The sequence below is a fragment of the Rhizobium sp. UGM030330-04 genome, assembly GCF_003208455.1.
GTDB lineage: Bacteria > Pseudomonadota > Alphaproteobacteria > Rhizobiales > Rhizobiaceae > Agrobacterium > Agrobacterium rhizogenes_A.
Genome location: NZ_QKML01000011.1, coordinates 73,287 through 97,003 on the forward strand (window position 1 = coordinate 73,287; position 23,717 = coordinate 97,003).

A 23,717-nucleotide genomic window follows, 5' to 3' on the forward strand; every position below is an offset into this window, starting at 1 on the left:
ATTATTATATTGCGCTTATCGTCATTTGGACGTTATGAATTTTCCAAGGGACGGGGAAATTGAAGAGATGACGGTGCACACGGTGGATGCCTATCCCGTAGCAATCGGAAAAAATCCTGAGCGGAGCCGCGAGCATAACAGGCGAGTCGTCCTCGACCTCGTCAGGCGGCACGGTTCGCTCGGCCGCGCCCAGATCGCCAAGATCACCCACCTGACAGCCCAGGCAGTCGCCAATATCGTCGATGAGCTGGTGGGCGAGGAATTGCTGAAGGAACTCGGCCGCCGCCGCACTGGCAGGGGCCAGCCGCCGATCCAGTTCGCAGTCAATCCGGATGGCGGCGCAACGATCGGCGTTGAAATTGCCGCCGACCATATGGTCACCGTTGGCCTCGATCTGGCCGGCGTGCTGCGTACCCATCGCGTCACGCCGCTCACGGACACCACGCCGGAGGCCATATTCAAGACCTTCGCCGCCGAGCACGCGGCTGTCGCGAAAAATCTCGGTTGCAGGCTGCTCGGCACCGGCGTCGTCATGCCCGGCCCCTTCGAGATCGATGGCATGACCTCGGTCGGGCCAACGACCCTTTCCGGCTGGGGCGGCATCGATGCCCGCCAGATGCTGAGCGATGCCTGCGGCCAGCCGGTGGTGGTGGAAAATGACGCGACGGCCGCCGCCGTCGGGGAACGCCTGTTCGGCGCGGGGCTGGCGATCCCCAATTTCTGCATGATCTATTTCGGCGTCGGTATCGGTCTTGGCATCATTCAGGATGGCTCGCCCTATCGCGGCGCTTTCGGAAACGCCGGCGAAATCGGTCACGTCACCGTATCGCCGCGGGGCAGGGCCTGCCCTTCCTGCGGGCAGAAAGGTTGCCTCGAAGCCTATGCTTCCGTTTATGTGCTGAAGGAAAAGCTCGGCCATGCCGGTATCGCCGATACTGAACTTGGCGATCTTGAAGCCCTGTTCAAAGCCGGCGATCCGGTCGTGACAGAGTGGATCGACGATGCCGCGGCCCATCTCGCGCCGATGATCGCCATGCTGGAGAATATTCTCGATCCGCAGACTGTCATCCTCGGCGGCGCGCTGCCGGAGGTCATCATCAGCGAGATCATTCAGCGCATGGGGGATTTGCCGACCTCGGTCGCAAGCCGGCGGCAGCGGGAACTGCCGCGCGTCATGCACGGCAAATCCGGGCAGTTGACCGCCGCCCTTGGCGCCGCGGCACTGCCGCTGTTCGACATCGTCACACCAAAACTGGAGACATCCCCGGGAGCCGCAACACAGGCGCCGGGCTGAATATTGGAGGAGACCGCCCATGCTTACCCCCCGCGAACGCATCGAACGGCAGATGGCCGATCCATGGCTCGTTCGCCTGCACCGCAAGCTGAGTGCGCTGAAATCCACCGCCACCGTCATGCATACCGGCGCGCATCCGGATGATGAGCAGAACGGCCTCCTTGCCTATTTCCGCATGGAACTCGGCATGCGGATCATCATCGCCTGTTCGACACGCGGCGAGGGCGGGCAAAATGCGCTGGGGCCGGAAAGGCTGGGGGCGCTTGGTGTCATTCGCTCGCGGGAACTCGAAGAGGCCGCCCGTGTCATCGATGCCGACATAAGCTGGCTCGGCCACGGACCGGCGGATATGATCCACGATTTCGGTTTCTCCAAGGATGGCGATCAGACCTTCGGCCGCTGGGGGCAGCAGCGCATCGTCGAGCGGCTGGTGCGGGCCTATCGCAAGGAGCGGCCCGATATCGTCATTCCGACATTTCTCGATGTGCCGGGGCAGCACGGGCATCACCGTGCCATGACGCGGGCTGCAAGAAGCGCGATTGCGCTGGCGGCCGACCCTTCCGCTTACCCTGAACATTTCTCCGAGGGGCTGAAGCCCTGGAAGGTGGCGAAGTTCTACCTCCCGGCATGGTCGGGCGGTGGCGATACCTATGATGACGAAGTGCCGCCGCCGGAAACGACACTGACAATCAATGCGGCTGGCAAGGAGCAGGCAACCGGTGCCGAATATGACCGTATCGGCGAATGGTCACGTTATTACCATGCCTCGCAGGGAATGGGGCACTGGCCGAAGCGGGCGCAGGAACTCTGGCCCCTTCATCTCGAACTCACTGACGCCGCCAATCGAGAAGAAGGATCGATCCTCGACAACCTGCCATCGACGCTTGTCGCCCTTGCCGGCGTTGCGGGGCTTGATGCCGAATTCCGGAAAGCGCTGGTCGAGGCCGAGCAGGCCATCACCAGGGCGATTGCGGCCTTTCCCGACACGCGGGTAATCACCAGATCGCTGCTGGATGCCGCAGCCCTTCTGCAAAAGGTGGATGAAGCCGCGACAAGCGAATTCACGGACTTGCACGGCCACAGGATCACGCGCAAGCGCGCCGAGGTCGATGCTGCCATTCTGACCGCGCTTGATCTTTTCGAGCGGGCCTATGCCGAACCGGCGGAGATCGTTCCGGGCGGGGAGACGTCGCTTTATGTGGAGCTTTCCGACCGGGCAGCCGAATTCGATGTCAAGGTAACACCGGTCCTTCCGAGTGGTGTGTCTTCATCCATCAAGTCGCTTGGCAGGACGGTTGTCTTTTCCCTCGCGGCCGATCAAAACGCGGCTGTCTCGGGCCTCTATCAGCCGGACTGGAAAGCGGCAGGCGGCAACGGCCATGGTTTCGTGCGTGTGGCTGCAACGCTTGAAGGGCGGGAGGTTTCCGCCCTCTTCGATCTCGAAGAACCATTTTTCGTTACGCCGGCGCAGTCGCTCACGCTTTCGCCGGATGCGTTTCTCGTTCCGCTGGGACAAGGCCGGGACACACATGTGTTTCAGGCCCTCGTGAAAGGCGCGGATACACCGCTGTCATTCAGGAGCGCCGGCGGCTGGAATGTGCAAAAATCGGGAGACGACTGGATTGCCGAACGCACGGGCGAAGGCGCGGCGGGGCTTGCACAGCTTGAGGCGATTTCCGGTTCGCAGCCGGCCTTCCAGATCACCCCCATCGCCTATCCGCATATTGGCCGGGCGCGGTTTCTGGCCCCGTCCGTCATGAAAATCCTGTCGCTGGACCTCAATCTGCCCAGGCGCGCGCGGATCGGTTATGTCGGCGGCGGTGCGGACCGGGTCGGCTCATGGATGTCGCGCATGGGTCTCGATGTCACCGAACTCGACGCGCAGGCGCTCGGCGGCGATCTCTCGTCTTTCACGACAATTGTCGTTGGCATATTCGCCTTCGGCATCCGCAGGGATCTCACTGCTGCGACGGAGAAGCTTCACCGTTTTGTCGAAAACGGCGGCCATCTGGTCACGCTCTATCACCGGCCGACCGACGGATGGACCCCGGAGACAACGCCGGTTCGGCGTCTTGAAATCGGCAAACCGTCGCTGCGCTGGCGGGTAACGGACCCGAAGGCGGAGGTGACCATGCTCTTGCCCGACCATCCGCTGCTTGCCGGGCCCAATGTCATCGATGCCGCCGACTGGGCGGGCTGGGACAAGGAGCGTGGGCTTTATTTCGCCTCGCGCTGGGATGATGTCTATGAGCCATTGCTGGCCATGCATGATGTCGATGAGCAGCCGCTGAAGGGCGCGCTGGTCTCGGGTGTCATTGGCAAGGGCAGGCACACCCATACCAGCCTCGTGCTGCATCACCAGATGGACAAGCTGGTGCCGGGGGCGTTCCGCCTCATGGCCAATCTTGTGCAGCCGGCGTGAATGGCCACGGGCAAAGCGAAAAACGGGAAAACCCGCGTGAAACGGATACGCGCGCGGGTGTCGGCTGGCTGCTTCTGGATATGGCCCTCGTTTCGGGTGGAATGACGGCGCTCGTCAAGGCGCAGGGCGTTACCTATCCCGCTTTTCAGCTCGTCTTCATCAGGGCCATGATCGGCCTCATCTTCATCCTGCCTTTGATCTGGCGGCATCGGATGGAGATGCTGCGTGTCAAATATCCCTGGCGCAACCTTTTCCGCATCTGCTGCAACGCCATCGCGCTTACCAGCAATTTCATCGCCATCACCCTGCTGCCGCTTGCCACCGTCAACGCCGTCGGCTTCTCCCGACCACTGGTGACGATGGCGATGGCAGTTGCCTTTCTCGGTGAAAGGGTGAGCCGATATCGCTGGGCAGGGGCCTGTCTTGCCTTTGCCGGGGTGCTCGTCGTCATCGGACCGGGTGGGGCGGAGTTTAATGCGGGCGTGCTTGTCGTCCTTGTGTCGGTGGTGTTCGGCGCGCTCGCCGTGATCCAGACCCGGGCGCTGCGGCAGGAAAACACCACGGTCATGATGGTGTTTTATACCGTCGGCCTTGCCGTCATCACTGCCGTTCCGGCGATCTGGACGTGGAAGCCGGTTGCGCCGCTCGACTGGGGTCCGCTGCTGGCCATCGGGCTTCTGGCGCAGATGGGGCAATATTGCTTTCTGCGGGCCTATCGTATCGCCGATGCCAGCGTCCTTGCCCCCGTCGGTTATCTCTCGATCCTGTTCGTCACGGCTGTCGGATATTTCCTGTTTGACGAGGTGCCGGAAACCCGCGTCGTGCTCGGCATTGCCATCATCCTCGTTTCGCTGCAGTCCACCGCACTTGTGGAATATGTCCTGAAGACGCTGCGCCGCCGGAAGTAACGGAAGCGCCCCTACCTCTGGAATTCCATGACCCTCAGCCGGATCCAGTTCAAGGTCGCGAGTTTGGCGCGATCGTAAAAGGAACGGGCGAAGCGCACATAACGCATGATCCAGGCGAGCCAGAAATAGGTGAGGAGCTTTTCCCTGCCCGCGTGATAGATGCGTTCGACGATCAGGAAGGTTGCCAGATGGGCAAGGATCGTCAGACAGATCCCGGTCTTTATTGCCCCGTGGGCAATCAGGAGAAGGCCGACGATCTTCATGGGTTCGGCAATGGCGAAGGGCACGGCAAGACAGAGAAGAATGGCGAGACGCGGCAAGCCGGCGATCCGGTTTTCCAGTTGCCTGATGAATGTCAGGCCGGATATGGTCCTGATGACAGGCCGATAGAGCGGCCGGAAAATGCCGTCGAGGATCAGGGCAAATACGATGATTGCCCTGATTGGAAAGACGAGGATCGTGCGGATTTTGCTGTTCACCTCAGCCGGTCTCCAAAGAGGTTGTTCCGTCCATTCTTAATCGCCTGAAACGTGGCAAAAGGAAGTTGTTTTTTCAGGTTCCGTCCTGCCGAACGCTCGCATACATGCCGGTGGTGCGAAATTCGCTGGGGTTGGTGCCATAGAGCCTGCGGAAGACCTTGGAAAAATAGTTCGGGTCCTCGAAACCGCACAGTACGGACACTTCCTTGACGGGAATATTTCCGGCCGTGGTCAGCAGTTTTGCCGCCCGCCGCAATCGCCGCTGCAGCACGAATTCAGCCGGCGGCAGCCCTTCGCTCGCGGTGAAGATGCGGGAAAAATGCGCGCGGCTGAGGCCGGCCACCGCCGCAAGGTCGCTGACCGACAGCCGCTCGCCGAGATGGCTGTCTATATAGCTCAACACCTGTTGCAGGGTGCGATATTCACCGCCGAAAGACGGGTGCGAGCCGAAGACATCGTCATAAAGCGTCATCGCCGCCTCATAGGCAACGGCGGAGGCAGCGCCCGGCGTCTCCGCGCCATTGACGAGGCGTGAGCAGCATTCGGCAAGGTGATCGACGGTTTCGGGCTGGAGCTTGAGGATCGGGCCGGTGACGGCGAGGATGTTGCGGTGAATGCGCAGGGCCTCTTCGCCATTCATGGAAATCCAGAAGAACTCCCATTCCTTGCCGTCTTCCAGCCAGTAGCGGTGATTATGCGGGATCAGTAGCAGCAGGGTTTCACCCGGCTTCACCACATAATGGCGGTTCTCGTAACGCAGATTGCCCTGTCCGCCGATGCAATATTGCAGCACCGTGAAAGGCGTCTGGCCGCGTTTGCGCCCATCCCAGTCATAATTGCCGCCGCGGCGGATTTCATAACCGCTACTGGTCGGCATGGTGTGCAGCGTCTGGCGGCCGCGCGGCAGCGAGACGGTGCGCATGCCGGGTCCCTGATCGATCAAATCGCGCAGCACAAAATTACCCATGAAAGCATAATCCTTCTCTGGTCCTATCCGTCTTTATACGCATAATCCCGATCCGAGGAGACAGCCAGCGGGATATTGCTGCTGAAAAATTGGGAGGAAGGCCGGTTTTCCGGGATTCTCAAGGGTATTTTTCTGCAGTGCCATTTCACGATCCTTCGGCCCGTTTCACCCGTTCGATTTGCAACAGAGGTGGCGTTATGAGTTTCAAAATCGCTATTATTGGCGCAGGCAGCGTCGGTTTCACGAAAAAACTGTTCACCGATCTCCTGTGCGTGCCGGAGTTTCGCGATATCGAGGTCGCGCTGACGGATATCAGCCAGCACAATCTCGATATGATCAAGGCGATCCTTGAAAAGATCGTCGAGGCCAATGGTTTCCCGGTGAAGGTGACGGCCGATACCAATCGCCGCCGGGCGCTTGAGGGCGCGAAATACATCATCAGCTGCGTGCGGGTCGGCGGTCTGGAAGCCTATGCCGATGATATCCGTATTCCGCTGAAATACGGCATCGACCAATGTGTGGGCGATACGATCTGCGCCGGCGGCATCCTCTATGGCCAGCGCAACATTCCCGTCATTCTGGATTTCTGCAAGGATATCCGCGAGGTCGCGGCACCAGGTGCAAAATTCCTGAACTATGCTAACCCCATGGCCATGAACACCTGGGCGGCCATCGAATATGGCAAGGTCGATACGGTCGGTCTCTGCCACGGCGTGCAGCACGGTGCGGAACAGATCGCCGAAATCCTCGGCGCGAAAAGCGTGTCCGAGCTGGATTACATCTGCTCAGGCATCAACCACCAGACATGGTTCATCGATCTGAGGCTCAACGGCCGCAAGATCGAAAAGGACGAGTTGATTGCCGCTTTCGAGGCGCATCCGGTCTTCTCGCAGCAGGAGAAGTTGCGCATCGATGTGCTGAAGCGTTTCGGCGTCTATTCGACCGAAAGCAACGGCCATCTCTCGGAATATCTGCCGTGGTATCGTAAGCGGCCGGAGGAAATCGCCCGCTGGATCGACATGTCCGACTGGATCCACGGTGAAACCGGCGGGTATCTCCGCCACTCCACCGAAACGCGCAACTGGTTCGAAACCGAATTCCCGCAATTCCTCGCCTCGGCCGCCAAGCCGATCGATCCGGCAAAGCGCTCCAACGAACATGCCAGCCATATTCTCGAGGCGCTGGAGACGGGACGCGTCTATCGCGGCCATTTCAACCTCAAGAACAATGGTGTCATCAGCAATCTGCCGGCCGACGCCATCATCGAGTCGCCCGGCTTCGTCGACCGTTTCGGCATCAACATGGTGTCGGGCATCACGCTGCCGGAGGCCTGTGCGGCCACCTGCATGGCCTCCATAAATGTCCAGCGCATGTCTGTGCATGCGGCGGTGAGCGGCGATATCGATCTGCTGAAGCTCGCGGTACTGCATGACCCGCTGGTCGGCGCCGTGGCCACGCCGGAAGAGGTCTGGCAGATGGTGGACGAGATGGTCGTCGCGCAGGCGCGCTGGCTGCCGCAATATGCCGATGCCGTGCCTGCGGCGAAGGAGCGGCTTGCCAAATCCAGCGTCAAGACCCGTGAATGGGCGGGGGCTGCGCGCCGCAACGTACGTTCCATCGAGGAATTGCGGGCCGAAAAATCGGCGCTGAAAAAGGCTGTTTGAGGAAAAGCATGGGAACAGGCCGGCGGCGAAAGGGAGTTCGCCGTCCGCTCAAAACGATCACAGAGGGTGGGCGGTCGAAGAGCTGCCATTTGGGAGGAATGACGATGTTACTTCAACGCAGGATCGGTATCATCTCGGCACTGGGACTTGGTGTTTCGATGATCGCACTTAATGCGAATGCCTTCGAGACCACCACGCCGCCCGAGCCGCCGCAATTTCCGGCCGAAGGCAAGATCAATTATGTCGCGCGCGACTCGATCCTCGAATTCAAGGCGCTGCCGAGCTATAGCGAACCCGACTGGGTCAGCGAGAAATTCGAAAAGACCGGCAAGCTGCCGCCGCTGAAGGAGCGCCTGCCGGAAGAGCCGCTGGTCTATAAGGCCGCGAACATGCCTGATGGCGCCGGCGTTTATGGTGACACCATGCGCCATGTGGTTGGTGGCCGGCCGGAGGGCTGGAACTACATTGCCGGCCAGAGCCAGGGCTGGGGCGGCATCGATATCGCCCTTTCCGAATGCCTGACGCGCACCGCGCCGCTTTTCCAGGTGGATGCCAAGGACACCGAACCGCTGCCCAATCTGGCCAAAAGCTGGGAATGGTCCGAGGACGGTCACAAGCTGACGATGCATCTGGTTAAAGGTGCCAAGTGGTCGGATGGCGAAGCCTTCAACGCCGATGACGTGATGTTCTATTGGGAAGATGCTGTCGTCGATCCCAATGTCTCCCCGCTCGGCGGCGGTGCGTCGCCCGAGGCTTTCGGTGAGGGAACGACGCTCACGAAGATCGATGATTACACCGTCGAATGGACTTTCAAGGCGGCTTTTCCGAAGCAGTATCTCTACACCATGGCCTATCCGAGCTTCTGCCCCGGACCGTCGCATATTCTCAAACCCCAGCATCCGAAATATTCCAAGAACACCTATAACCAGTTCAAGAACGCTTTCCCGCCGGAATATATGAACATGCCGGTGATGGGCGCATGGGTGCCGGTCGCCTATCGGCCAGATGATATCATCGTGCTCAGGCGCAATCCCTATTACTGGAAGGTCGATGAAAAGGGCCAGCAGCTGCCCTACCTCAACGAGGTCCATTACAAGCTTTCCACCTGGGCGGATCGCGATGTGCAGGCCGTGGCGGGATCGGGCGATTTCTCCAATCTCGAACAGCCGGAGAATTTCGTCGCCTCGCTGAAACGCGCCGCAGACCCCAATGCGCCGGCCCGCCTTGCCTTTGGGCCGCGGCTTATCGGTTATAATCTGCAGATGAATTTTTCCGCCAATGGCTGGGGCAATCCGGATGAGCGCGGACAGGCGATCCGTGAGCTGAACCGCAACGAGGTATTCCGTCAGGCCGTGACATCGGCCCTCGACCGCAAGGCGATCGGCGACTCGCTGGTGAAGGGGCCGTTCACGGCGATCTATCCGGGCGGCATTTCGTCGGGCACCAGCTTTTATGATCGCGCCTCCACGGTCTATTACCCCTTCAACCTCGAGGCCGCCAAGGCAGCACTTGCCTCTATCGGCCTGAAGGATACCGATGGTGATGGCTTCCTGAATTTCCCCAAGGAAACGCTTGATGGCCGCAACGTCGAAATTACCCTTCTCGTCAATAATGGCTATGCGACGGACAAGAGCCTTGCGGAAGGTCTCGTCGGCCAGATGGCGAAACTCGGCCTGCGCGTTGTCATCAACAGCCTCGATTCCAACCAGCGCGATGCCGCCCATTATGGCGGGCAGTTCGACTGGCTGGTGCGGCGCAATTCCACCGAGCTTTCATCCGTGGTGCAGAACACCGAGCAGCTTGCCCCTGTCGGCCCGCGCACCAGCTGGAACCACCGCTCGCCCGAAGGCAAGGAACTCGATCTGATGCCGTTCGAGAAGGAGATGGCCGATCTGGTGCGGAAATTCATCTCCTCGCAGGACAATGCCGAACGGGCCGAGCTGATGAAGCAATATCAGAAGGTCTACACGCAGAACCTCTATACGATTGGTCTCACCGAATATCCCGGTGCGCTCATCGTCAACAAGCGCTTCTCGAATGTGCCGCAGGGCACGCCGATCTTCATGTTCAACTGGGCTGAAGACGCCATCATCCGCGAACGCCTGTGGGTCGCGGCCGACAAGCAGGGCAAATACGAACTTTTCCCTGAGCAGCTTCCCGGCAAGCCGGGCGAGGGCGGCCCGATCAACTAAAGCATTTCCAGTAAAAGTGCGTAGCGGTTTTACGTCCGGACAATGCGAAACTTGAAGAACTCCTCCCGGAGAACACCCGGTACCGGTCGCGCGTGAAGCGCGGCCGGAGACACACGGCCCATCCAAACCGAGGAAGACCGTTCGATGCTGAGATTTCTGACGATACGCGTAGCATCCGCCATTCCGGTGCTGTTGATCCTGAGCGTGGTGACCTTCGCCATCATCCAGGCACCGCCCGGCGATTATGCCGATTACATCCGCTCGCAGCTGATGAACCAGGGCGGTGCGTCCTTCGAACAGGCGGAAGCGCAGGCGCAGGCCTATCGTGTCGAACACGGCCTCGATCAGCCGCTTGTCGTGCAATATTTCAACTGGATCGGCGGCATAGTGACCCGCGGCGATTTCGGTTACAGCTTCTATTACAACAAACCGGTTGCCGATGTGGTTGGCGAACGCCTGCCGCGCACCATTGCGCTGGCGTTGGTCTGCCATATCTTCGCATCCATCCTCGGCATTGCCTTCGGCATCTGGGCGGCCACACGGCAATATTCCTGGATCGACAACCTGCTCTCCACCGTCGCCTTCCTCGGCATGACGATCCCGCGCTTCCTGATGGCGCTGATCCTTGTCTATCTCATGGTGTTTCATTTCGACGTGTCGGAGATCGGCAGCTTCTTCTCGCCGCAATATGGCGGTGCGCCGTGGTCATGGGGCAAATTCGTCGATCTCGTCAGCCATGTCTGGCCGGTGGTCGCCATCGCCGTCTTCGGTGGGCTGGCCTATAATATGCGGGTGATGCGCGGCAATCTGCTCGATACGCTGAATGCGCAATATGTCGAGACGGCCCGCGCCAAGGGTCTTTCGGAAGGCGCGGTCATCATGCGCCATGCGGTGCCGAATGCCGTGCACCCGCTGGTCATGTATCAGGGCGTCGTGCTGCCCTACATGCTGAGCGGCGAAATCGAGACTGCCATCATCTTCGCGCTGCCGACTGTCGGCCCTGCCATTGTCGGCTCCATGGCCGTGGGCGATGTCTATGTCACCGCGACCTTCATGATGGTGTTGGCCGCGACGCTGATCGTCGGCAACATCATCGCCGACATGCTGCTTGCCATGCTTGACCCACGCGTTCGCGAATTCGGGAGGGCCTGAGATGATGGCGTTTGACGAAGTGAAAAACGAAACCGCCATCACCCCCAAGCCTGAACGCGGCACGCAGGGTAATGAGTCCTATCTCGCGCTGGTATGGCGGCGTCTCAGACGCTCCTTCACCGGCATGGTCGGGCTGGTGCTGGTGGTGCTGCTGATCCTGATTGCTGTCTTTGCGGATTTCTTCGCGCCGATGAACCCGCTTGAAACCAATGCCAGCTTCTCGCCACCGCAGGTGGTGCGATTTTCTGACAAGGACGGTAATGTCAGTCCGTTCCCCCGCGTTTACGCGACTGCCGAAACGGAAGAGCTTGATCCAGTCACCTTCCAGCCCATCGTCGGGCCGGATTACGATAATCCCGTTTATCTCGGGTTCTTCGTCAAAGGTGCGGAATACAGGCTTTTGGGTCTCATTCCGATGAACCGGCATTTCTTCGGCTCGATGGAGGGCCAGCCGGTGCATTTTCTCGGAACCGATAAATTCGGACGCGATGTGCTGTCGCGCGCCATCTACGGTTCGCGTATCTCGCTTGCCATCGCGCTCAGCGTCGTCGCCATCGTCACCGTCATCGGCACCAGTGTCGGACTGATATCAGGCTATTTCGGCGGGCCGCTGGATGCCTGGGTGCAGCGTTTCGTGGAAGTGGTTCTCGCTTTCCCGCAATTGCCGCTTTATCTCGCACTGACCTCGCTCATTCCGGTCACCGCACCAACCACCGTGTTCCTCGTCTTCGTCGTCGGTGTCATGTCGGCGCTCGGCTGGGCGCAGATGTCGCGGGAGGTGCGCGGCAAGACGCTGGCTCTGGCGCGTATCGATTATGTGCGGGCGGCCATTGCCGTCGGTGCCACCGACCGGCGTATCATCTTCCAGCATATTCTGCCGAATGTGATGAGCCATGTGATCGTCGCCGTGACGCTGCATATTCCAAGCGTCGTGCTGCTCGAATCCTTCCTCGGTTTCCTCGGCTTTGCGGTGAAGCCGCCGCTCATCTCCTGGGGGCTGATGCTGCAGGATACCGCGACCTATTCCGTCATCGGTTCCTATCCGTGGATTCTCGCGCCGGTCGGTTTTGTGCTGGTCACCGTCTTCGCCTTCAACGCGCTCGGCGATGGCCTGCGCGATGCCGTCGATCCCTATTGAGAGGAGCGTAAAATGGTAGCTAGCCAGAACAACACATACGCCCCCGCGATCCGCTTCGATGCTGACAATCGCAACGATGACGCCATCATCGACGCCCGCAATATCGCCGTGAGCTTCAAGGTGGAGCACGGCACTGTCGAAGCGGTGAAGGACATTTCCTTCCAGCTCTACCGGGGCGAGACGATTGCCATCGTCGGTGAATCCGGTTCAGGAAAATCGGTAACGGCGCGCACCGTCATGGGTCTTCTGACGAAGCGGGCTTCCGTTTCGAAATCCGCGACCGTGCGGTTTAACGGCGACGACATATTGAAGTTTTCGAGCCGCCAGCGCAGGGCACTGCGTGGCAACCGCATCTCGATGATCTTTCAGGAGCCGATGAGTTCGCTGAACCCGATCTATACGATCGGTAGCCAGATCGTCGAGGCGATCCGTGTTCATTCGAAACTCAGCCGGAAAGAGGCCGAGGCGAGGGCGCTCGATCTTCTGCGGCAGGTGCAGATACCGGAGCCTGAAGCGCGGCTGAAGCAATATCCGCACCAGCTTTCCGGCGGCCAGCGGCAGCGTGTGATGATCGCCATGGCGCTCTCCAACGATCCGGACGTGCTGATTGCCGACGAGCCGACCACCGCGCTCGATGTGACGGTGCAGGCGCAGATCCTCAATCTCATCCGCGATCTTCAGAAGAAGCGCGGCATGGCCGTGGTGCTCATCACCCATGACCTGACCATCGTGAAGCAGTTTTCCGATTACGTCTATGTCATGCAGCATGGCGAGATGCGCGAGCACAACACCACGGAAAAGCTGTTCGCCGGGCCGCAGCACCCCTACACAAAGAAGCTGCTCGGCTCCGAACCGCATGGTACGGCGAAACCGCTGCCGGAAAATTCCGGTGTGCTGCTGACAGCAAGCGGTGTGCGCGTTTCCTTCATGATGCGTTACGGCGGGCTGTTCAAACCGGAGCTGAAAGAGCTGATCGCCGTCGACAGCCTCGGCCTGACCCTCAGGCGGCACGAGACGCTGGGGCTCGTTGGTGAATCCGGTTCCGGCAAGACCACTTTCGGGCAGTCGCTGCTGCGGCTGAACGAGCCGGTGGGCGGCGAGGTGGTCTTCGATGGCGAGAGGGTCGATGGCCGCTCCCGCGCCGAAATGCGGCCCCTGCGTTCGCGTATGCAGATCGTCTTTCAGGACCCTTTCGCCTCGCTCAATCCGCGCATGACCATCGGCCAGATCATCGAGGAAGGGCTGATCATCAACGGCCTGGGTAAGAACAAAGCCGAGAGGCTGGACCGGGTGCGCGATGCGCTGGAGGCGGCGGGCATGCCCGGCAATATCCTCTCACGGTTCCCGCATGAATTCTCAGGTGGTCAGCGCCAGCGCATCGCCATTGCCCGTGCGGTGGCGCTGGAGCCGGAATTCATCCTGCTCGACGAGCCAACCTCGGCGCTCGATCTTTCCGTGCAGGCGCAGATCATCGATCTGCTCCGCAAGCTGCAGGACGAGCGGGGCCTGAGCTACCTGTTCATCTCGCATGACCTGAAGGTGGTGCGCGCGCTCTGCCACCGCGTCATCGTCATGCAAAGCGGCAAGATCGTCGAGGAAGGCCCTGTCGAGGACGTTCTTAATCACCCAAAAACCGAATATACTCAGCGGCTTGTACGAGCCGCCTTCGAAATCGCTTGAATGCCAAATGCCGGAGGTAGAAATGGCAAGAGATCCCAAGATCACATTTATCGGCGCAGGTTCCACTGTTTTCATGAAGAACATCATCGGTGACGTGCTGCAGCGTCCGGCGCTTTCCGGCGCCACCATTGCGCTGATGGATATCAATCGTGAAAGGCTGGAAGAAAGCGCCATCGTCGTCAACAAGCTGATTTCGACGCTCGGGGCAAAGGCGAAGGCCGAAACCTATACCGACCAGAAAAAGGCGCTTGCCGGTGCCGATTTCGTCGTCGTCGCTTTCCAGATCGGCGGATATGAGCCCTGCACGGTCACCGATTTCGAGGTGCCGCGCAAATATGGCCTTCGCCAGACCATTGCCGATACGCTCGGTGTCGGCGGCATCATGCGCGGCCTTCGCACCGTGCCGCATCTGTGGAAAATCTGCGAGGACATGCTGGCCGTCTGCCCCAACGCCATCATGCTGCAATATGTGAACCCGATGGCGATTAACACCTGGGCGATTGCCGAGAAATACCCGACGATCCGGCAGGTGGGCCTTTGCCATTCGGTGCAGGGCACCGCCATGGAGCTCGCCCATGATCTCGATATTCCCTACGAGGAAATCCGCTATCGTTCGGCCGGGATCAACCACATGGCGTTTTTCCTGGAGTTCGAGCACCGCCAGCCCGATGGCAGCTACAGAAACCTTTATCCGGATCTCGTGCGCGGTTACCGCGAAGGCCGTGCGCCAAAACCCGGCTGGAACCCGCGTTGCCCCAACAAGGTCCGCTACGAGATGCTGACGCGGCTCGGTTATTTCGTCACCGAAAGTTCGGAACATTTCGCCGAATACACGCCCTATTTCATCAAGGAAGGCCGCGAGGACCTGATCGAGAAATTTGGCATTCCGCTTGATGAATATCCCAAGCGCTGCATCGAGCAGATCGAGCGCTGGAAGGGTCAGGCGGCGGCTTATCGTTCTGCCGACAAGATCGAGGTGAAGCCATCAAAGGAATATGCCTCCTCCATCATCAATTCCGTCTGGACCGGCGAACCCTCCGTCATCTACGGCAACCAGCGCAACAATGGCTGCATCACCTCGCTGCCGGCCAATTGCGCGGCGGAAGTGCCTTGCCTCGTCGACCATAACGGCGTGCAGCCCACCTTCATCGGCGAATTGCCGCCGCAGCTGACCGCGCTGATGCGCACCAATATCAATGTGCAGGAACTGACGGTGCGGGCGCTGATGAGCGAAAACCGCGAGCATATCTTCCATGCGGCGATGATGGACCCGCATACGGCGGCGGAACTGGACCTCGACCAGATATGGTCGCTGGTGGACGATCTTCTTGTCGCCCATCGCGACTGGCTGCCTGAGTGGACGCAGGTGGAAGTGAAGCGGGCGCGGGCGGTGTAAACTGCCGACAGTCGGCGGCGGACCGAAGGCTGCTGCGTAAGCGTACGGTCTCGCTGACACCCATTCCGGCGACGCAATAATCGGGCATGATCGATCCCGTTTTGTCGCGCAGGGGGCGGGAGCCTTTATCGGCTATATCTATCCCGCCCCCTAATCTCATGGCCATTTCGCGTTGCACCTCCTCCAAGAGGCTGGATTTCGCCGGGCTTTCCGGCTCCACGCCGTAATTCGGTATGCTGCTGATCCTGTTCCCGCCGCCGTTGCAAGCACTTCCGGGGGGGGCTGTGGTCTGGCCGCAACTGCTGGCGCTGCTCGCCATCGGCTCGGCGCTCCCTGTTTTCGCGCTTCACCGATTCCGGCGGTTCTTGCGCTAATGCGGGAGAAAACGCCGGTTTTCCGGCCATTTCCGGACAAGTTGAATTAATTGTGTTCGGTAACGGTATGTTCGCCTTCCGGGAATATGCCTATGAGGACGGCTGGGTAAAAGCGGGCTTTGTTCAGGAGTAGCAAAATGAATATTGCAGCACGTCTGTCTTTGACGGCCATGATCGCACTGGCCGCGACATCATCTTTCGCGTCTGAGGATATGGCTTCGGAGACGAGCGAGGCGATATTCGGTTTCGCTGGCGCCATGACGAAGGAAGACATGCTGAAAAGTGCGGCGCTCATTCCCGTGGAATATGAAAGAAACGCCATTATCGGGGGCGGCTACCAGTTTTATCCCTACCGCATCGGCAATGTGAAACTGGGCGGCGAGATCGGCATTGCCGCCAGGGTTGGTAAAGGCTTCACCGGCGAGGTCTGGGCGGGCCCGGTCGCCCGTTACGAGCAGATCAGGCTTGGAGAGCGGCTGTTCATCACGCCGAGCTTTACCGCCGGCCTCAGCCTTGTCACGGATGCGCAGCCGGGCCGCGAGCGCGAACAGGAAATCAAGGACGACGGCAATGCCAATGTCCTGTTTTATCTGGGGCCGGAAATCAACGTGTCCTTCAGTGAGGATTCCTCGACGGAATTCTTCTGGCGTCTGCACCACCGCTCCGGCGGTGGCAAAACATTGGGCAATATGAAGGGCGCCACAAACGCCAACGTATTCGGCGTCCGCTACAAGTTCTGAGACGGCAGGGACGGTCGCATGGCCGGCGAACCGTCTGAATTTCAGTCAGGTTTCTTTTTCGCTGCAAACCGCCACGGAGAACCCTTGCGTCTGGCGCATGGGTGGATTGCCTTATTCTGCCTGTTCATTGGGCATGAGAAAGCGCATATAGGGGGCATCAAAGGACGCCGGAACGAAAACGTTACTGACGTCACCTAAACCTCAGAAAGGGTCATGTCATGAACGTAGCACGCAGCTTTAACAACTGGCGCAAATATCGTCAGACCATCAACGAACTGGGCCGCATGAGCACCCGTGAACTGCACGATCTCGGTATTGATCGCAGCCAGATCACCAGCGTTGCCCGCGCCGCAATCGGCAAGTAATAAGACGATACAGTCGCTTTTGAATGCCCAAACGCCCGCTTCGCGGGCGTTTTTGTTTTTGGGCGTCATTCAAACCCTTTGCCGTTTTTCAGGCCCGCAACAGGGTTCTTTCGGGCCGCCGCATCATTCTGGACTTGTGCCGCCTCGGGCGCATGCGTCACGGCAAGGAATGTGACGTGCGGTATCCATGTCTCGGCACGTAAAATTCGCCATGCGCTTCGTGCATATCTGTGCTGCAAGCTTGTGCCTGTGAAATGCGCAGAAAAATGCTATCTTCCAATCATCGAAACGGATGTACCTCCTCCCACATCCTTTTGGTAATGCGGGCGATCCTACTCCTCCTCCCAAAGGATTGCCCCGGGGACAGCGGTTTTCCTCCTCCCATATCGCTGTTCATCTTTTCAGAAAGCCTGCCGCACCTCCTCCCGCGGCAGGCTTTTCTGTTTTCAGCCTCAGTTTTAGGTATCGCCTCAGTCGAAAGCCATCATGCCTATCGGCGTTACGGCGTGTGTGCCGGCGCGCTTGGCAAGCGCGTAGGAGAGGCATTGTTCCACGGCATCCTGCGGAACGGGCTTGGCGATCACGCCGGCGCCGATACCGAGATTGACGACCACTTCCGGGTTTGCCGTCATGAAGATCACCACCACGCCGTGATCCTGCGAAAGCCGCCGGCCGATCTCAGGGCCTGTCTGGCCGTCGGCCAGGTTGACGTCGACAAAGGCGATATCGGCGCGACTGCCGAGCGCCACGGCCTCATCCAGCCGGTTGGCGATGCCGATGACATTTGCATCTTCATCCGCCTGCAGAATGGAATCTTCGATATCCATGGCGATGAGGAACTCGTCTTCCACGATCAGCACCCGTGGCTGTTCCGTGCGGAAACCCGGTTCGCTTTGCAAGACGTCTGCCAACATATGCCTGCCTCCATTCTGTGCGCCTGAGCGCTGTCGGCAAGCAAACACTTGTCGGCACAACTCGTTCCAAACTGAGATAAACATAGTGAATGGAGTGTAAACGGCGTGCCTTTTCGGCTATCACCATTCAATAGCGAAGCAGTTGATTCGGTTTGGTTTTCATCCGGGGGAAGGGTGGGAGAACGTTGCCGTAGCGCATCTTTCGCCGCTGGAGCACAAGTCTTTTGGCCGCAATCGGCCGATAAGGCTTATATGCAAATTCAACGCGTTAAAGCCTCCTTCGTGCGCCAGGAAGGAAGTGCGGGAACGCCGCCGATCATTCGCGTGCCGCGGTCAAAAACGGCGCGGGACCCTATGAGTTTAGAAAGAGAATAGACGATGACCCAGTCTCCGCGCGCCACCATTGCCCGCAACACGCCCAATATCGCCGTCGTCGGCGTCGGTGGCGGTGGCGGCAACGCGATCAACAACATGATTGCCGAGGGCATCGGCGGGGTGGATTTCATCGCCGCCAACACGGATGCGCAGGCGCTGAAGAAAACCAACGCGCCGAGGCTCGTGCAGCTCAGCTCCGAACTGACAGGCGGGCTTGGAGCGGGCGCCGATCCCGAGGTCGGCCGGCAGGCGGCGATCGATTCCCTCGACGAGATCATGGATCACCTGAGCGGTTACGACATGTGCTTCATTACCGCCGGCATGGGCGGTGGTACGGGCACGGGCGCTGCCCCGGTGATTGCGGAAGCCTGCCGGGCGAAGAACATCCTCACCGTCGGTGTCGTCACGCTGCCTTTCAGCTTCGAGGGCGCGCGCCGCATGCGGGCCGCCGAATACGGCTTTGCCAACCTGCTCAACACTGCCGATACCGTCATCGTCATTCCCAACCAGAACCTGCTGCGCATCGCTGACGCCGGAACCACCTTCGAAAACGCACTGAAGACGGCCGACAAGGTCCTGTCGCTCGGCGTGCGCTGCATCACCGATCTCATCCTGCGCGAAGGCCTGGTCAATCTGGATTTCGCCGATGTGCGCTACGTCATGAAGAATGGCGGCCGGGCGCTGATGGGGACGGCGCAGGCCAAGGGCGAAAAACGCGCCTCTGAAGCCGCCGCTGCGGCCATTGCCAATCCGCTGCTCGGTGAGCCGTCGCTGAAGGAAGCGCGTGGCGCGCTGGTCTCCATTTCCGGCGGCAACGACCTGACACTCTATGAGATCGACGAGGCGATGACGCTGGTGCGCGAGGCGGTCAGCGAAGAGACCGATGTGGTGATGGGCGCTTCCTTCGATCCCACGCTGGACGGTGCTTTCAAGATTTCCGTCGTCGCCACCGGCCTGCGCAACTGAGGGCTCGTTTGAGGCGGGACATTGCCGCGCATTTCTTCTCCCCGCCGGGGAGAAGATGGCCCGGAGGGTCAGATGAGGGGGCAACGTTGCCGTATCTCATGACCCTTGCCCCCTCATTCCGCTGCCGCGACCTTCTCCCCGGTCGGGGAGAAGAAACAAGAGGCGTGCTCCTCGCTCCCCGGATCGGGCGCAGCTTCCCAAGCGGCCGTGCCTCATAAACAGCATCCACGTCACAAAATGAATGTTTGATGCCGTCGCGGGCAATTTTCGCGACGGCTTTTTGTTGTTTTTGAACAATTATTCCGCCATTCGGGATGGCATAGCCGAAGCGCGGCGTTGATCGGGAAAAAAGATAATAGTACTCTTTATGTCGACAAGAGGGATTTGATGATGACGGATATAATTGCTTCTGCCGAGCGCAAGCGCGGCTCCGGCGTGAAGATGGTCTATGATCTGCTGCGCGACGAGATTCTCGATCTGGTGCTGCCGCCGGGCAGCCCCATCGACGAGGTGCAGCTTGCCGAAAGGTTCAAGATGTCGCGCACGCCGATCCGAGAGGCGCTGGTGCGGCTTTCGGGTGAGGGGCTGATCGATACGTTGCCGAACCGCTCGACCATGGTGTCGAATATCGATTTCCTCAACATGCACACCTATTTCGATGCGCTGGTGTTGATGTATCGCGTCACCACCCAGCTTGCCGCGCAATATCATCGCCCGGAGGATCTGGTCGAAATTCGCGCCCATAATGCGGAATTCGCCATCGCAGTGGAGGAGCAGAACGCGCTGGCGATGATTTCCACCAACGCAGCCCTTCACCTGTCCATCGCCGAGGCCGGTCGAAATCCCTATTTCACCAGCCTGTTCAAACGCCTGCTGGATGAGGGGCGGCGCATTCTGCGGCTTTATTACCAGTCTTATGAGGATCGTCTGCCGAGGCGTTTCGTCGATGATCACGAGGCGATGATCGCCGCCATCGCCGCGCGCGACATCGCCCTTTCTGAAAAACTGGCACGGGAACATGCCGAACAGATCGTGCAGCAGGTGCAGAAACTGTTGGTGCGAAACGAGCGGCTGGAAATAAATCTGTAGCTTGTCGATTTCTTGTCGACAAATAAAATACAAGATAGTAATGTCCTTGTCGAAAGGGTGGCGCGAAGCTGCGTCCATTCCTGAAAACATGTCCCTTAGGAGCTAATAATGACGGCCAGCATTTTTTCCGGCGTGATTCCCGCATTGATGACCCCTTGCAAGGCGGATCGCACCCCTGATTTCGATGCGCTTGTGCGCAAGGGCAAGGAACTCATTGCAGATGGCATGTCGGCCGTCGTTTATTGCGGTTCCATGGGCGACTGGCCGCTGCTCACCGACGAGCAGCGCATGGAAGGCGTGGAGCGCCTGGTCAAGGCCGGCATTCCTGTTATCGTCGGCACCGGCGCGGTCAACACCGCGTCCGCCGTGGCACATGCCGCCCACGCCCAGAAGGTTGGCGCCAAGGGCCTGATGGTCATTCCCCGTGTCCTGTCGCGCGGTTCGGTCATCTCCGCCCAGAAGGCGCATTTCAAGGCCATCCTGTCGGCTGCGCCTGATATCCCGGCGGTTATCTACAACAGCCCCTATTACGGCTTTGCCACCCGCGCCGATCTCTTCTTTGCCCTGCGCGCAGAGCACAAGAACCTTGTCGGCTTCAAGGAATTCGGCGGCCCGGCCGACATGCGTTATGCGGCCGAGAACATCACCAGCCGTGATGATGAAGTAACCCTGATGATCGGCGTCGATACGGCCGTTTTCCACGGCTTCGTCAATTGCGGCGCAACCGGCGCCATCACCGGCATCGGCAATGTTCTGCCGAAGGAAGTTATTCACCTCTGCAAGCTGTCGCAGGCCGCCGCCAAGGGCGATGCGGATGCCCGCGTCCGCGCGCTGGAACTGGAGCAGGCGCTGGCCGTGCTCTCCTCCTTCGATGAAGGTCCGGACTTGGTTCTCTATTTCAAGCACATGATGGTGCTGAAGGGCGACAGGGAATACACGCTGCACTTCAACGAAACCGATGCCCTGACGGACAGCCAGCGCGGTTATGTCGAGGCACAGTTCAAGCTGTTCAACAGCTGGTATGCCGACTGGAGCAAGCTTCCGGGCGCCGTTCAGACCTGCAAGGCGGCCTGAGATATTGCTGCTGCGAAAAAAAGGCCCGCAACTGCGGGCCTTTTTTGCATGTGATGAGGTTTGACGCCTCTCCTCCGTCATGCCGGACTAGATCCGGCATCCAGCCACGGCGCGTCTGCGCCGTGAAAGAGTCTTCCGCGATCAAGGACTTGATCGCGCTGGCCCCCGGATCTAGTCCGGGGTGACGGAGCGGGGATGCTATGCAGTCGCAAAAAACGCTGAATGACGTTGTCGCTATGAGGCCCGCAATTGCGGGCCTTTTTTCATTTCCACATCCAAATGGTCAGGAAACCGCGTCCAGCCCTTTCTCCAGCAACCGATCCAGACCCGCTATTTCAGCGGCGGTAAGCGTAATGCCTTCGCTTTCGGATTTGGCGCGGGCCGCAAAACGGCGGCCGGAGGGCAGGCGGGCGCCCTGGCCGATGATGGCGTCGAACAGCACTTCCGCCCGCTGGAAGGGGTCGCCCGGGCGACCCTTGGCGAAAGCTTCCGGGGAAAACGCGACGATCAATTCGCCATGGGTCGGCGCAAGTGTTGTCGTGCCGAGGAATTCGAGGGCTTCGGGGCTGGTCAGGTCACCGATCATGATACCGGCGAGAAGTTCGATCATGGTGCCGATCGCCGATCCCTTGTGGCCACCGAAAGGCAGCATGGAGCCGGCCAGCGCGGCTTCCGGGTCGGTCGTCGGCTTGCCTTCGGCATCCAGCGCCCAGCCTTCCGGCAGGGATTTGCCTGCGCGCCGGTGCAGTTCGATTTCGCCGCGCGCGGCAACCGACGTGGCAAAATCGAAGACATAAGGGGAGGTGTCCTTGCGTGGCCAGCCAAAGGCGAAGGGATTGGTGCCAAGCAGCGGTTTGCTGCCGCCGGTGGGGGCGACGGTCGAATAGCTGGGGCACATTACCAGCCCGGCGAGACCATTCGAGGTCAGCCCCTCGACCTCAGGCCAGAGCGCCGAAAAATGCGTGCAGTCATTGATGACAAGAGCTGCGATGCCCGAACGTTTTGCCCGCTCCACCAGAACCGGCAGGCCCAGTTCGAAGGCGGGATTGGCAAAGCCGCCATTGGCGTTGACTTTGACAATCGCCGTGCCGTCGTCCCCGGCCACGTCGGGTATCGCGCCCGGCTTCACCTTGCCGGCCTTCACGGTGCGCAGGGCGCCTTCGATGCGATAGATACCATGTGATTTGCAGGCGTCGCGCTCACCGGCGGTGATGACGCGGGCAAGCGCTCCCGACTGCACGTCATTCAGCCCCGCCTTGCGGAAAATTTCGTCGACCCGCTGTGAAAGCGCGGCAATGGTCAGGGTGGTGGTGTCGCTCATCATGTTCCCTCTGATATCGGTTCGCACATCTTGAATACATAAAGTATACAAAGCACTCCCTATTGCAATCGTCTTTTCGGAAACCGCTCGCGAAATTGTAAATCCGCATTCAGCGCCAACGGTTTCACGATTTTACGGCGTCTTTTTCCTGTTTCCCACTGCCGCGCCCACCGCAGCAAGGGTGTTGCTCCAAGTCATTGGGCTGAAAAGAGTCTTTCCGCCATGAGCTAGCTTTTCCGCTCGCGTGGCAAATCCCCATTGTTCGCAGCTGCAAAATTCTTTTTGTATACTAGTTGTATTTTTATGTTGATTTATCGGCCCCATGGGGAAATAGTGACCGCGCCTTCAAGGGCGGACCAAATTCTGGGAGCAAATCAAGAATGAAAAAATCGGTCATCTTCGCCGGCCTTCTGGCCGCTACTTCCGCTATCACGCCGGCCAAGGCCGACAAGCTCGACGACATCATTTCCGCCGGCACGCTGCGCTGCGCCGTCGTGCTCGACTTCCCGCCCATGGGTTCGCGTGACGACGCAAACAACCCTGTTGGCTTCGACGTCGATTATTGCAACGATCTCGCCAAGGCGCTCGGCGTCACGGCTGAAATCGTCGAGACACCGTTCCCCGAACGTATTCCGGCGCTGATGTCCGGCCGCGTCGATGTCGGTGTTGCCTCGACCTCCGATACGCTGGAACGCGCCAAGACGGTCGGCATGACCGTGCCTTACTTCGCCTTTGAAATGGCTGTTACCGCCAACGACAAGTCGGGCATCAAGTCCTTCGAGGACATGAAGGGCAAGACGGTCGGCGCAACCGCCGGCACGTTCGAAGCCATCGCGCTTGAAAAGTCGGTCAAGGAGTGGGGAACCGGCGAGTTCCGTCCTTACCAGACGCAGGCCGACGTTTTCCTCGCGCTGAGCCAGGGCCAGATCGACGCCACCGTTTCCACCTCCACGGTTGCGCAGTCCAACGTCAAGGGCGGCAAGTTTGCCGGTATCTCGGTCGTCGGCAAGGCGCCCTATGATATCGATTACGTCGCGCTCTTCACCAACCGTGACGAGTATGGCTTCATCAACTACCTGAACCTCTTCATCAACCAGCAGGTTCGCACCGGCCGTTACGCCGAACTCTATGAAAAATGGGTTGGCGGCGAAGTTCCCTCGCTCACCGTCAACGGCGTTTATCGCTAATCAGGACTTTTCGTAAACGG

At 59.7% G+C, this 23,717-nt stretch carries 19 protein-coding genes; 15 read left to right on the forward strand and 4 right to left on the reverse strand.

Translation table 11 applies throughout. The annotated features are described in order from the left end of the window. Nucleotides 1-67 precede the first annotated feature (67 nt). The 3 genes from N434_RS17340 to N434_RS17350 are packed head-to-tail and all read left to right on the forward strand — an operon-like array spanning nucleotide 68 to nucleotide 4,624. Complete coding sequence (locus tag N434_RS17340) at nucleotides 68-1,294, forward strand: ROK family transcriptional regulator (protein ID WP_110759675.1); 1,227 nt, start codon at nucleotides 68-70, stop codon at nucleotides 1,292-1,294. A 19-nt stretch (nucleotides 1,295-1,313) separates the two neighbouring features. Then, nucleotides 1,314-3,716: a PIG-L family deacetylase gene (locus N434_RS17345; RefSeq protein ID WP_110759513.1), complete on the forward strand. Its 2,403-nt coding sequence runs from the start codon at nucleotides 1,314-1,316 to the stop codon at nucleotides 3,714-3,716. After that, a complete protein-coding gene (locus tag N434_RS17350) occupies nucleotides 3,713-4,624 on the forward strand; it encodes a DMT family transporter (RefSeq protein ID WP_065116868.1) in 912 nt (303 codons plus the stop codon). Before N434_RS17345 ends, N434_RS17350 begins: the two co-directional genes overlap by 4 nt. Before the next feature lie 11 nt (nucleotides 4,625-4,635). Here the strand turns inward: N434_RS17350 and N434_RS17355 are convergent, their stop codons facing one another. Both N434_RS17355 and N434_RS17360 read right to left on the reverse strand, forming a co-directional pair. After that, nucleotides 4,636-5,103 (reverse strand): hypothetical protein, encoded by a 468-nt coding sequence (locus N434_RS17355; RefSeq protein ID WP_110759515.1) that lies wholly within the window; start codon nucleotides 5,101-5,103, stop codon nucleotides 4,636-4,638. Nucleotides 5,104-5,176: 73 nt separating this feature from the next. Then, nucleotides 5,177-6,070: an AraC family transcriptional regulator gene (locus N434_RS17360; protein WP_110759517.1), complete on the reverse strand. Its 894-nt coding sequence runs from the start codon at nucleotides 6,068-6,070 to the stop codon at nucleotides 5,177-5,179. A 197-nt stretch (nucleotides 6,071-6,267) separates the two neighbouring features. Here N434_RS17360 and N434_RS17365 point away from each other — a divergent pair, with 197 nt between their 5' ends. From N434_RS17365 to N434_RS17405, 8 genes are all read left to right on the forward strand, one after another. Then, entirely contained in the window at nucleotides 6,268-7,734 is a 1,467-nt protein-coding gene (locus tag N434_RS17365; protein ID WP_110759519.1) for an alpha-glucosidase/alpha-galactosidase, read from the forward strand. A 104-nt stretch (nucleotides 7,735-7,838) separates the two neighbouring features. Beyond that, nucleotides 7,839-9,926, forward strand: coding sequence for an ABC transporter substrate-binding protein (locus tag N434_RS17370; RefSeq protein ID WP_110759676.1), 2,088 nt, complete (start codon nucleotides 7,839-7,841; stop codon nucleotides 9,924-9,926). Between the two features lie 144 nt (nucleotides 9,927-10,070). Then, entirely contained in the window at nucleotides 10,071-11,078 is a 1,008-nt protein-coding gene (locus tag N434_RS17375; RefSeq protein ID WP_110759520.1) for an ABC transporter permease, read from the forward strand. 1 nt (nucleotide 11,079) lies between these two features. Beyond that, nucleotides 11,080-12,216, forward strand: a complete 1,137-nt coding sequence (locus N434_RS17380; RefSeq protein ID WP_110759522.1) for an ABC transporter permease — start codon at nucleotides 11,080-11,082, stop codon at nucleotides 12,214-12,216. A gap of 12 nt (nucleotides 12,217-12,228) precedes the next feature. Further along, complete coding sequence (locus N434_RS17385) at nucleotides 12,229-13,896, forward strand: ABC transporter ATP-binding protein (RefSeq protein WP_110759523.1); 1,668 nt, start codon at nucleotides 12,229-12,231, stop codon at nucleotides 13,894-13,896. A 22-nt stretch (nucleotides 13,897-13,918) separates the two neighbouring features. Further along, nucleotides 13,919-15,292 carry an alpha-glucosidase/alpha-galactosidase gene (locus N434_RS17390; protein WP_110759525.1) on the forward strand — a complete coding sequence of 458 codons (1,374 nt, stop codon included), beginning with the start codon at nucleotides 13,919-13,921 and terminating at the stop codon, nucleotides 15,290-15,292. A 511-nt stretch (nucleotides 15,293-15,803) separates the two neighbouring features. Then, on the forward strand, nucleotides 15,804-16,406 hold the full coding sequence (locus N434_RS17400) for a hypothetical protein (protein WP_181424007.1): 603 nt from the start codon (nucleotides 15,804-15,806) through the stop codon (nucleotides 16,404-16,406). Nucleotides 16,407-16,624: 218 nt separating this feature from the next. Then, a complete protein-coding gene (locus N434_RS17405; RefSeq protein WP_065116857.1) occupies nucleotides 16,625-16,771 on the forward strand; it encodes a DUF1127 domain-containing protein in 147 nt (48 codons plus the stop codon). A gap of 470 nt (nucleotides 16,772-17,241) precedes the next feature. Here N434_RS17405 and N434_RS17410 read toward each other — a convergent pair whose 3' ends face one another. Next, the gene (locus tag N434_RS17410; RefSeq protein WP_110759529.1) at nucleotides 17,242-17,685 is read right to left on the reverse strand and encodes a response regulator; all 444 of its coding nucleotides are present in this window, start codon (nucleotides 17,683-17,685) and stop codon (nucleotides 17,242-17,244) included. A 378-nt stretch (nucleotides 17,686-18,063) separates the two neighbouring features. Between N434_RS17410 and ftsZ the strand changes: the two genes are divergently transcribed. The 3 genes from ftsZ (at nucleotide 18,064) to N434_RS17425 (ending at nucleotide 21,189) form a co-directional block, all read left to right on the forward strand. Next, on the forward strand, nucleotides 18,064-19,026 hold the full coding sequence (gene ftsZ / locus N434_RS17415; protein ID WP_003521714.1) for a cell division protein FtsZ: 963 nt from the start codon (nucleotides 18,064-18,066) through the stop codon (nucleotides 19,024-19,026). A gap of 390 nt (nucleotides 19,027-19,416) precedes the next feature. Beyond that, nucleotides 19,417-20,115 carry a GntR family transcriptional regulator gene (locus N434_RS17420; protein WP_065117103.1) on the forward strand — a complete coding sequence of 233 codons (699 nt, stop codon included), beginning with the start codon at nucleotides 19,417-19,419 and terminating at the stop codon, nucleotides 20,113-20,115. A gap of 108 nt (nucleotides 20,116-20,223) precedes the next feature. Then, on the forward strand, nucleotides 20,224-21,189 hold the full coding sequence (locus N434_RS17425) for a dihydrodipicolinate synthase family protein (protein WP_110759531.1): 966 nt from the start codon (nucleotides 20,224-20,226) through the stop codon (nucleotides 21,187-21,189). A gap of 283 nt (nucleotides 21,190-21,472) precedes the next feature. Here the strand turns inward: N434_RS17425 and N434_RS17430 are convergent, their stop codons facing one another. Next, the gene (locus N434_RS17430) at nucleotides 21,473-22,510 is read right to left on the reverse strand and encodes an Ldh family oxidoreductase (protein ID WP_110759678.1); all 1,038 of its coding nucleotides are present in this window, start codon (nucleotides 22,508-22,510) and stop codon (nucleotides 21,473-21,475) included. Between the two features lie 380 nt (nucleotides 22,511-22,890). On the opposite strand from N434_RS17430, the gene N434_RS17435 reads away from it, so the two are divergent. Then, complete coding sequence (locus N434_RS17435) at nucleotides 22,891-23,697, forward strand: ABC transporter substrate-binding protein (RefSeq protein ID WP_110759533.1); 807 nt, start codon at nucleotides 22,891-22,893, stop codon at nucleotides 23,695-23,697. Nucleotides 23,698-23,717: the final 20 nt, after the last annotated feature.

Coding starts and splice junctions, on each gene's coding strand:
- N434_RS17340 (WP_110759675.1), top strand. CDS start 68: ATGACGGTGCACACGGTGGATGCCTATCCCGTAGCAATCGGAAAAAAT.
- N434_RS17345 (WP_110759513.1), top strand. CDS start 1,314: ATGCTTACCCCCCGCGAACGCATCGAACGGCAGATGGCCGATCCATGG.
- N434_RS17360 (WP_110759517.1), bottom strand. CDS start 6,070: ATGGGTAATTTTGTGCTGCGCGATTTGATCGATCAGGGACCCGGCATG.
- N434_RS17365 (WP_110759519.1), top strand. CDS start 6,268: ATGAGTTTCAAAATCGCTATTATTGGCGCAGGCAGCGTCGGTTTCACG.
- N434_RS17370 (WP_110759676.1), top strand. CDS start 7,839: ATGTTACTTCAACGCAGGATCGGTATCATCTCGGCACTGGGACTTGGT.
- N434_RS17375 (WP_110759520.1), top strand. CDS start 10,071: ATGCTGAGATTTCTGACGATACGCGTAGCATCCGCCATTCCGGTGCTG.
- N434_RS17380 (WP_110759522.1), top strand. CDS start 11,080: ATGATGGCGTTTGACGAAGTGAAAAACGAAACCGCCATCACCCCCAAG.
- N434_RS17385 (WP_110759523.1), top strand. CDS start 12,229: ATGGTAGCTAGCCAGAACAACACATACGCCCCCGCGATCCGCTTCGAT.
- N434_RS17390 (WP_110759525.1), top strand. CDS start 13,919: ATGGCAAGAGATCCCAAGATCACATTTATCGGCGCAGGTTCCACTGTT.
- N434_RS17400 (WP_181424007.1), top strand. CDS start 15,804: ATGAATATTGCAGCACGTCTGTCTTTGACGGCCATGATCGCACTGGCC.
- N434_RS17405 (WP_065116857.1), top strand. CDS start 16,625: ATGAACGTAGCACGCAGCTTTAACAACTGGCGCAAATATCGTCAGACC.
- N434_RS17410 (WP_110759529.1), bottom strand. CDS start 17,685: ATGTTGGCAGACGTCTTGCAAAGCGAACCGGGTTTCCGCACGGAACAG.
- ftsZ (WP_003521714.1), top strand. CDS start 18,064: ATGACCCAGTCTCCGCGCGCCACCATTGCCCGCAACACGCCCAATATC.
- N434_RS17420 (WP_065117103.1), top strand. CDS start 19,417: ATGACGGATATAATTGCTTCTGCCGAGCGCAAGCGCGGCTCCGGCGTG.
- N434_RS17425 (WP_110759531.1), top strand. CDS start 20,224: ATGACGGCCAGCATTTTTTCCGGCGTGATTCCCGCATTGATGACCCCT.
- N434_RS17430 (WP_110759678.1), bottom strand. CDS start 22,510: ATGAGCGACACCACCACCCTGACCATTGCCGCGCTTTCACAGCGGGTC.
- N434_RS17435 (WP_110759533.1), top strand. CDS start 22,891: ATGAAAAAATCGGTCATCTTCGCCGGCCTTCTGGCCGCTACTTCCGCT.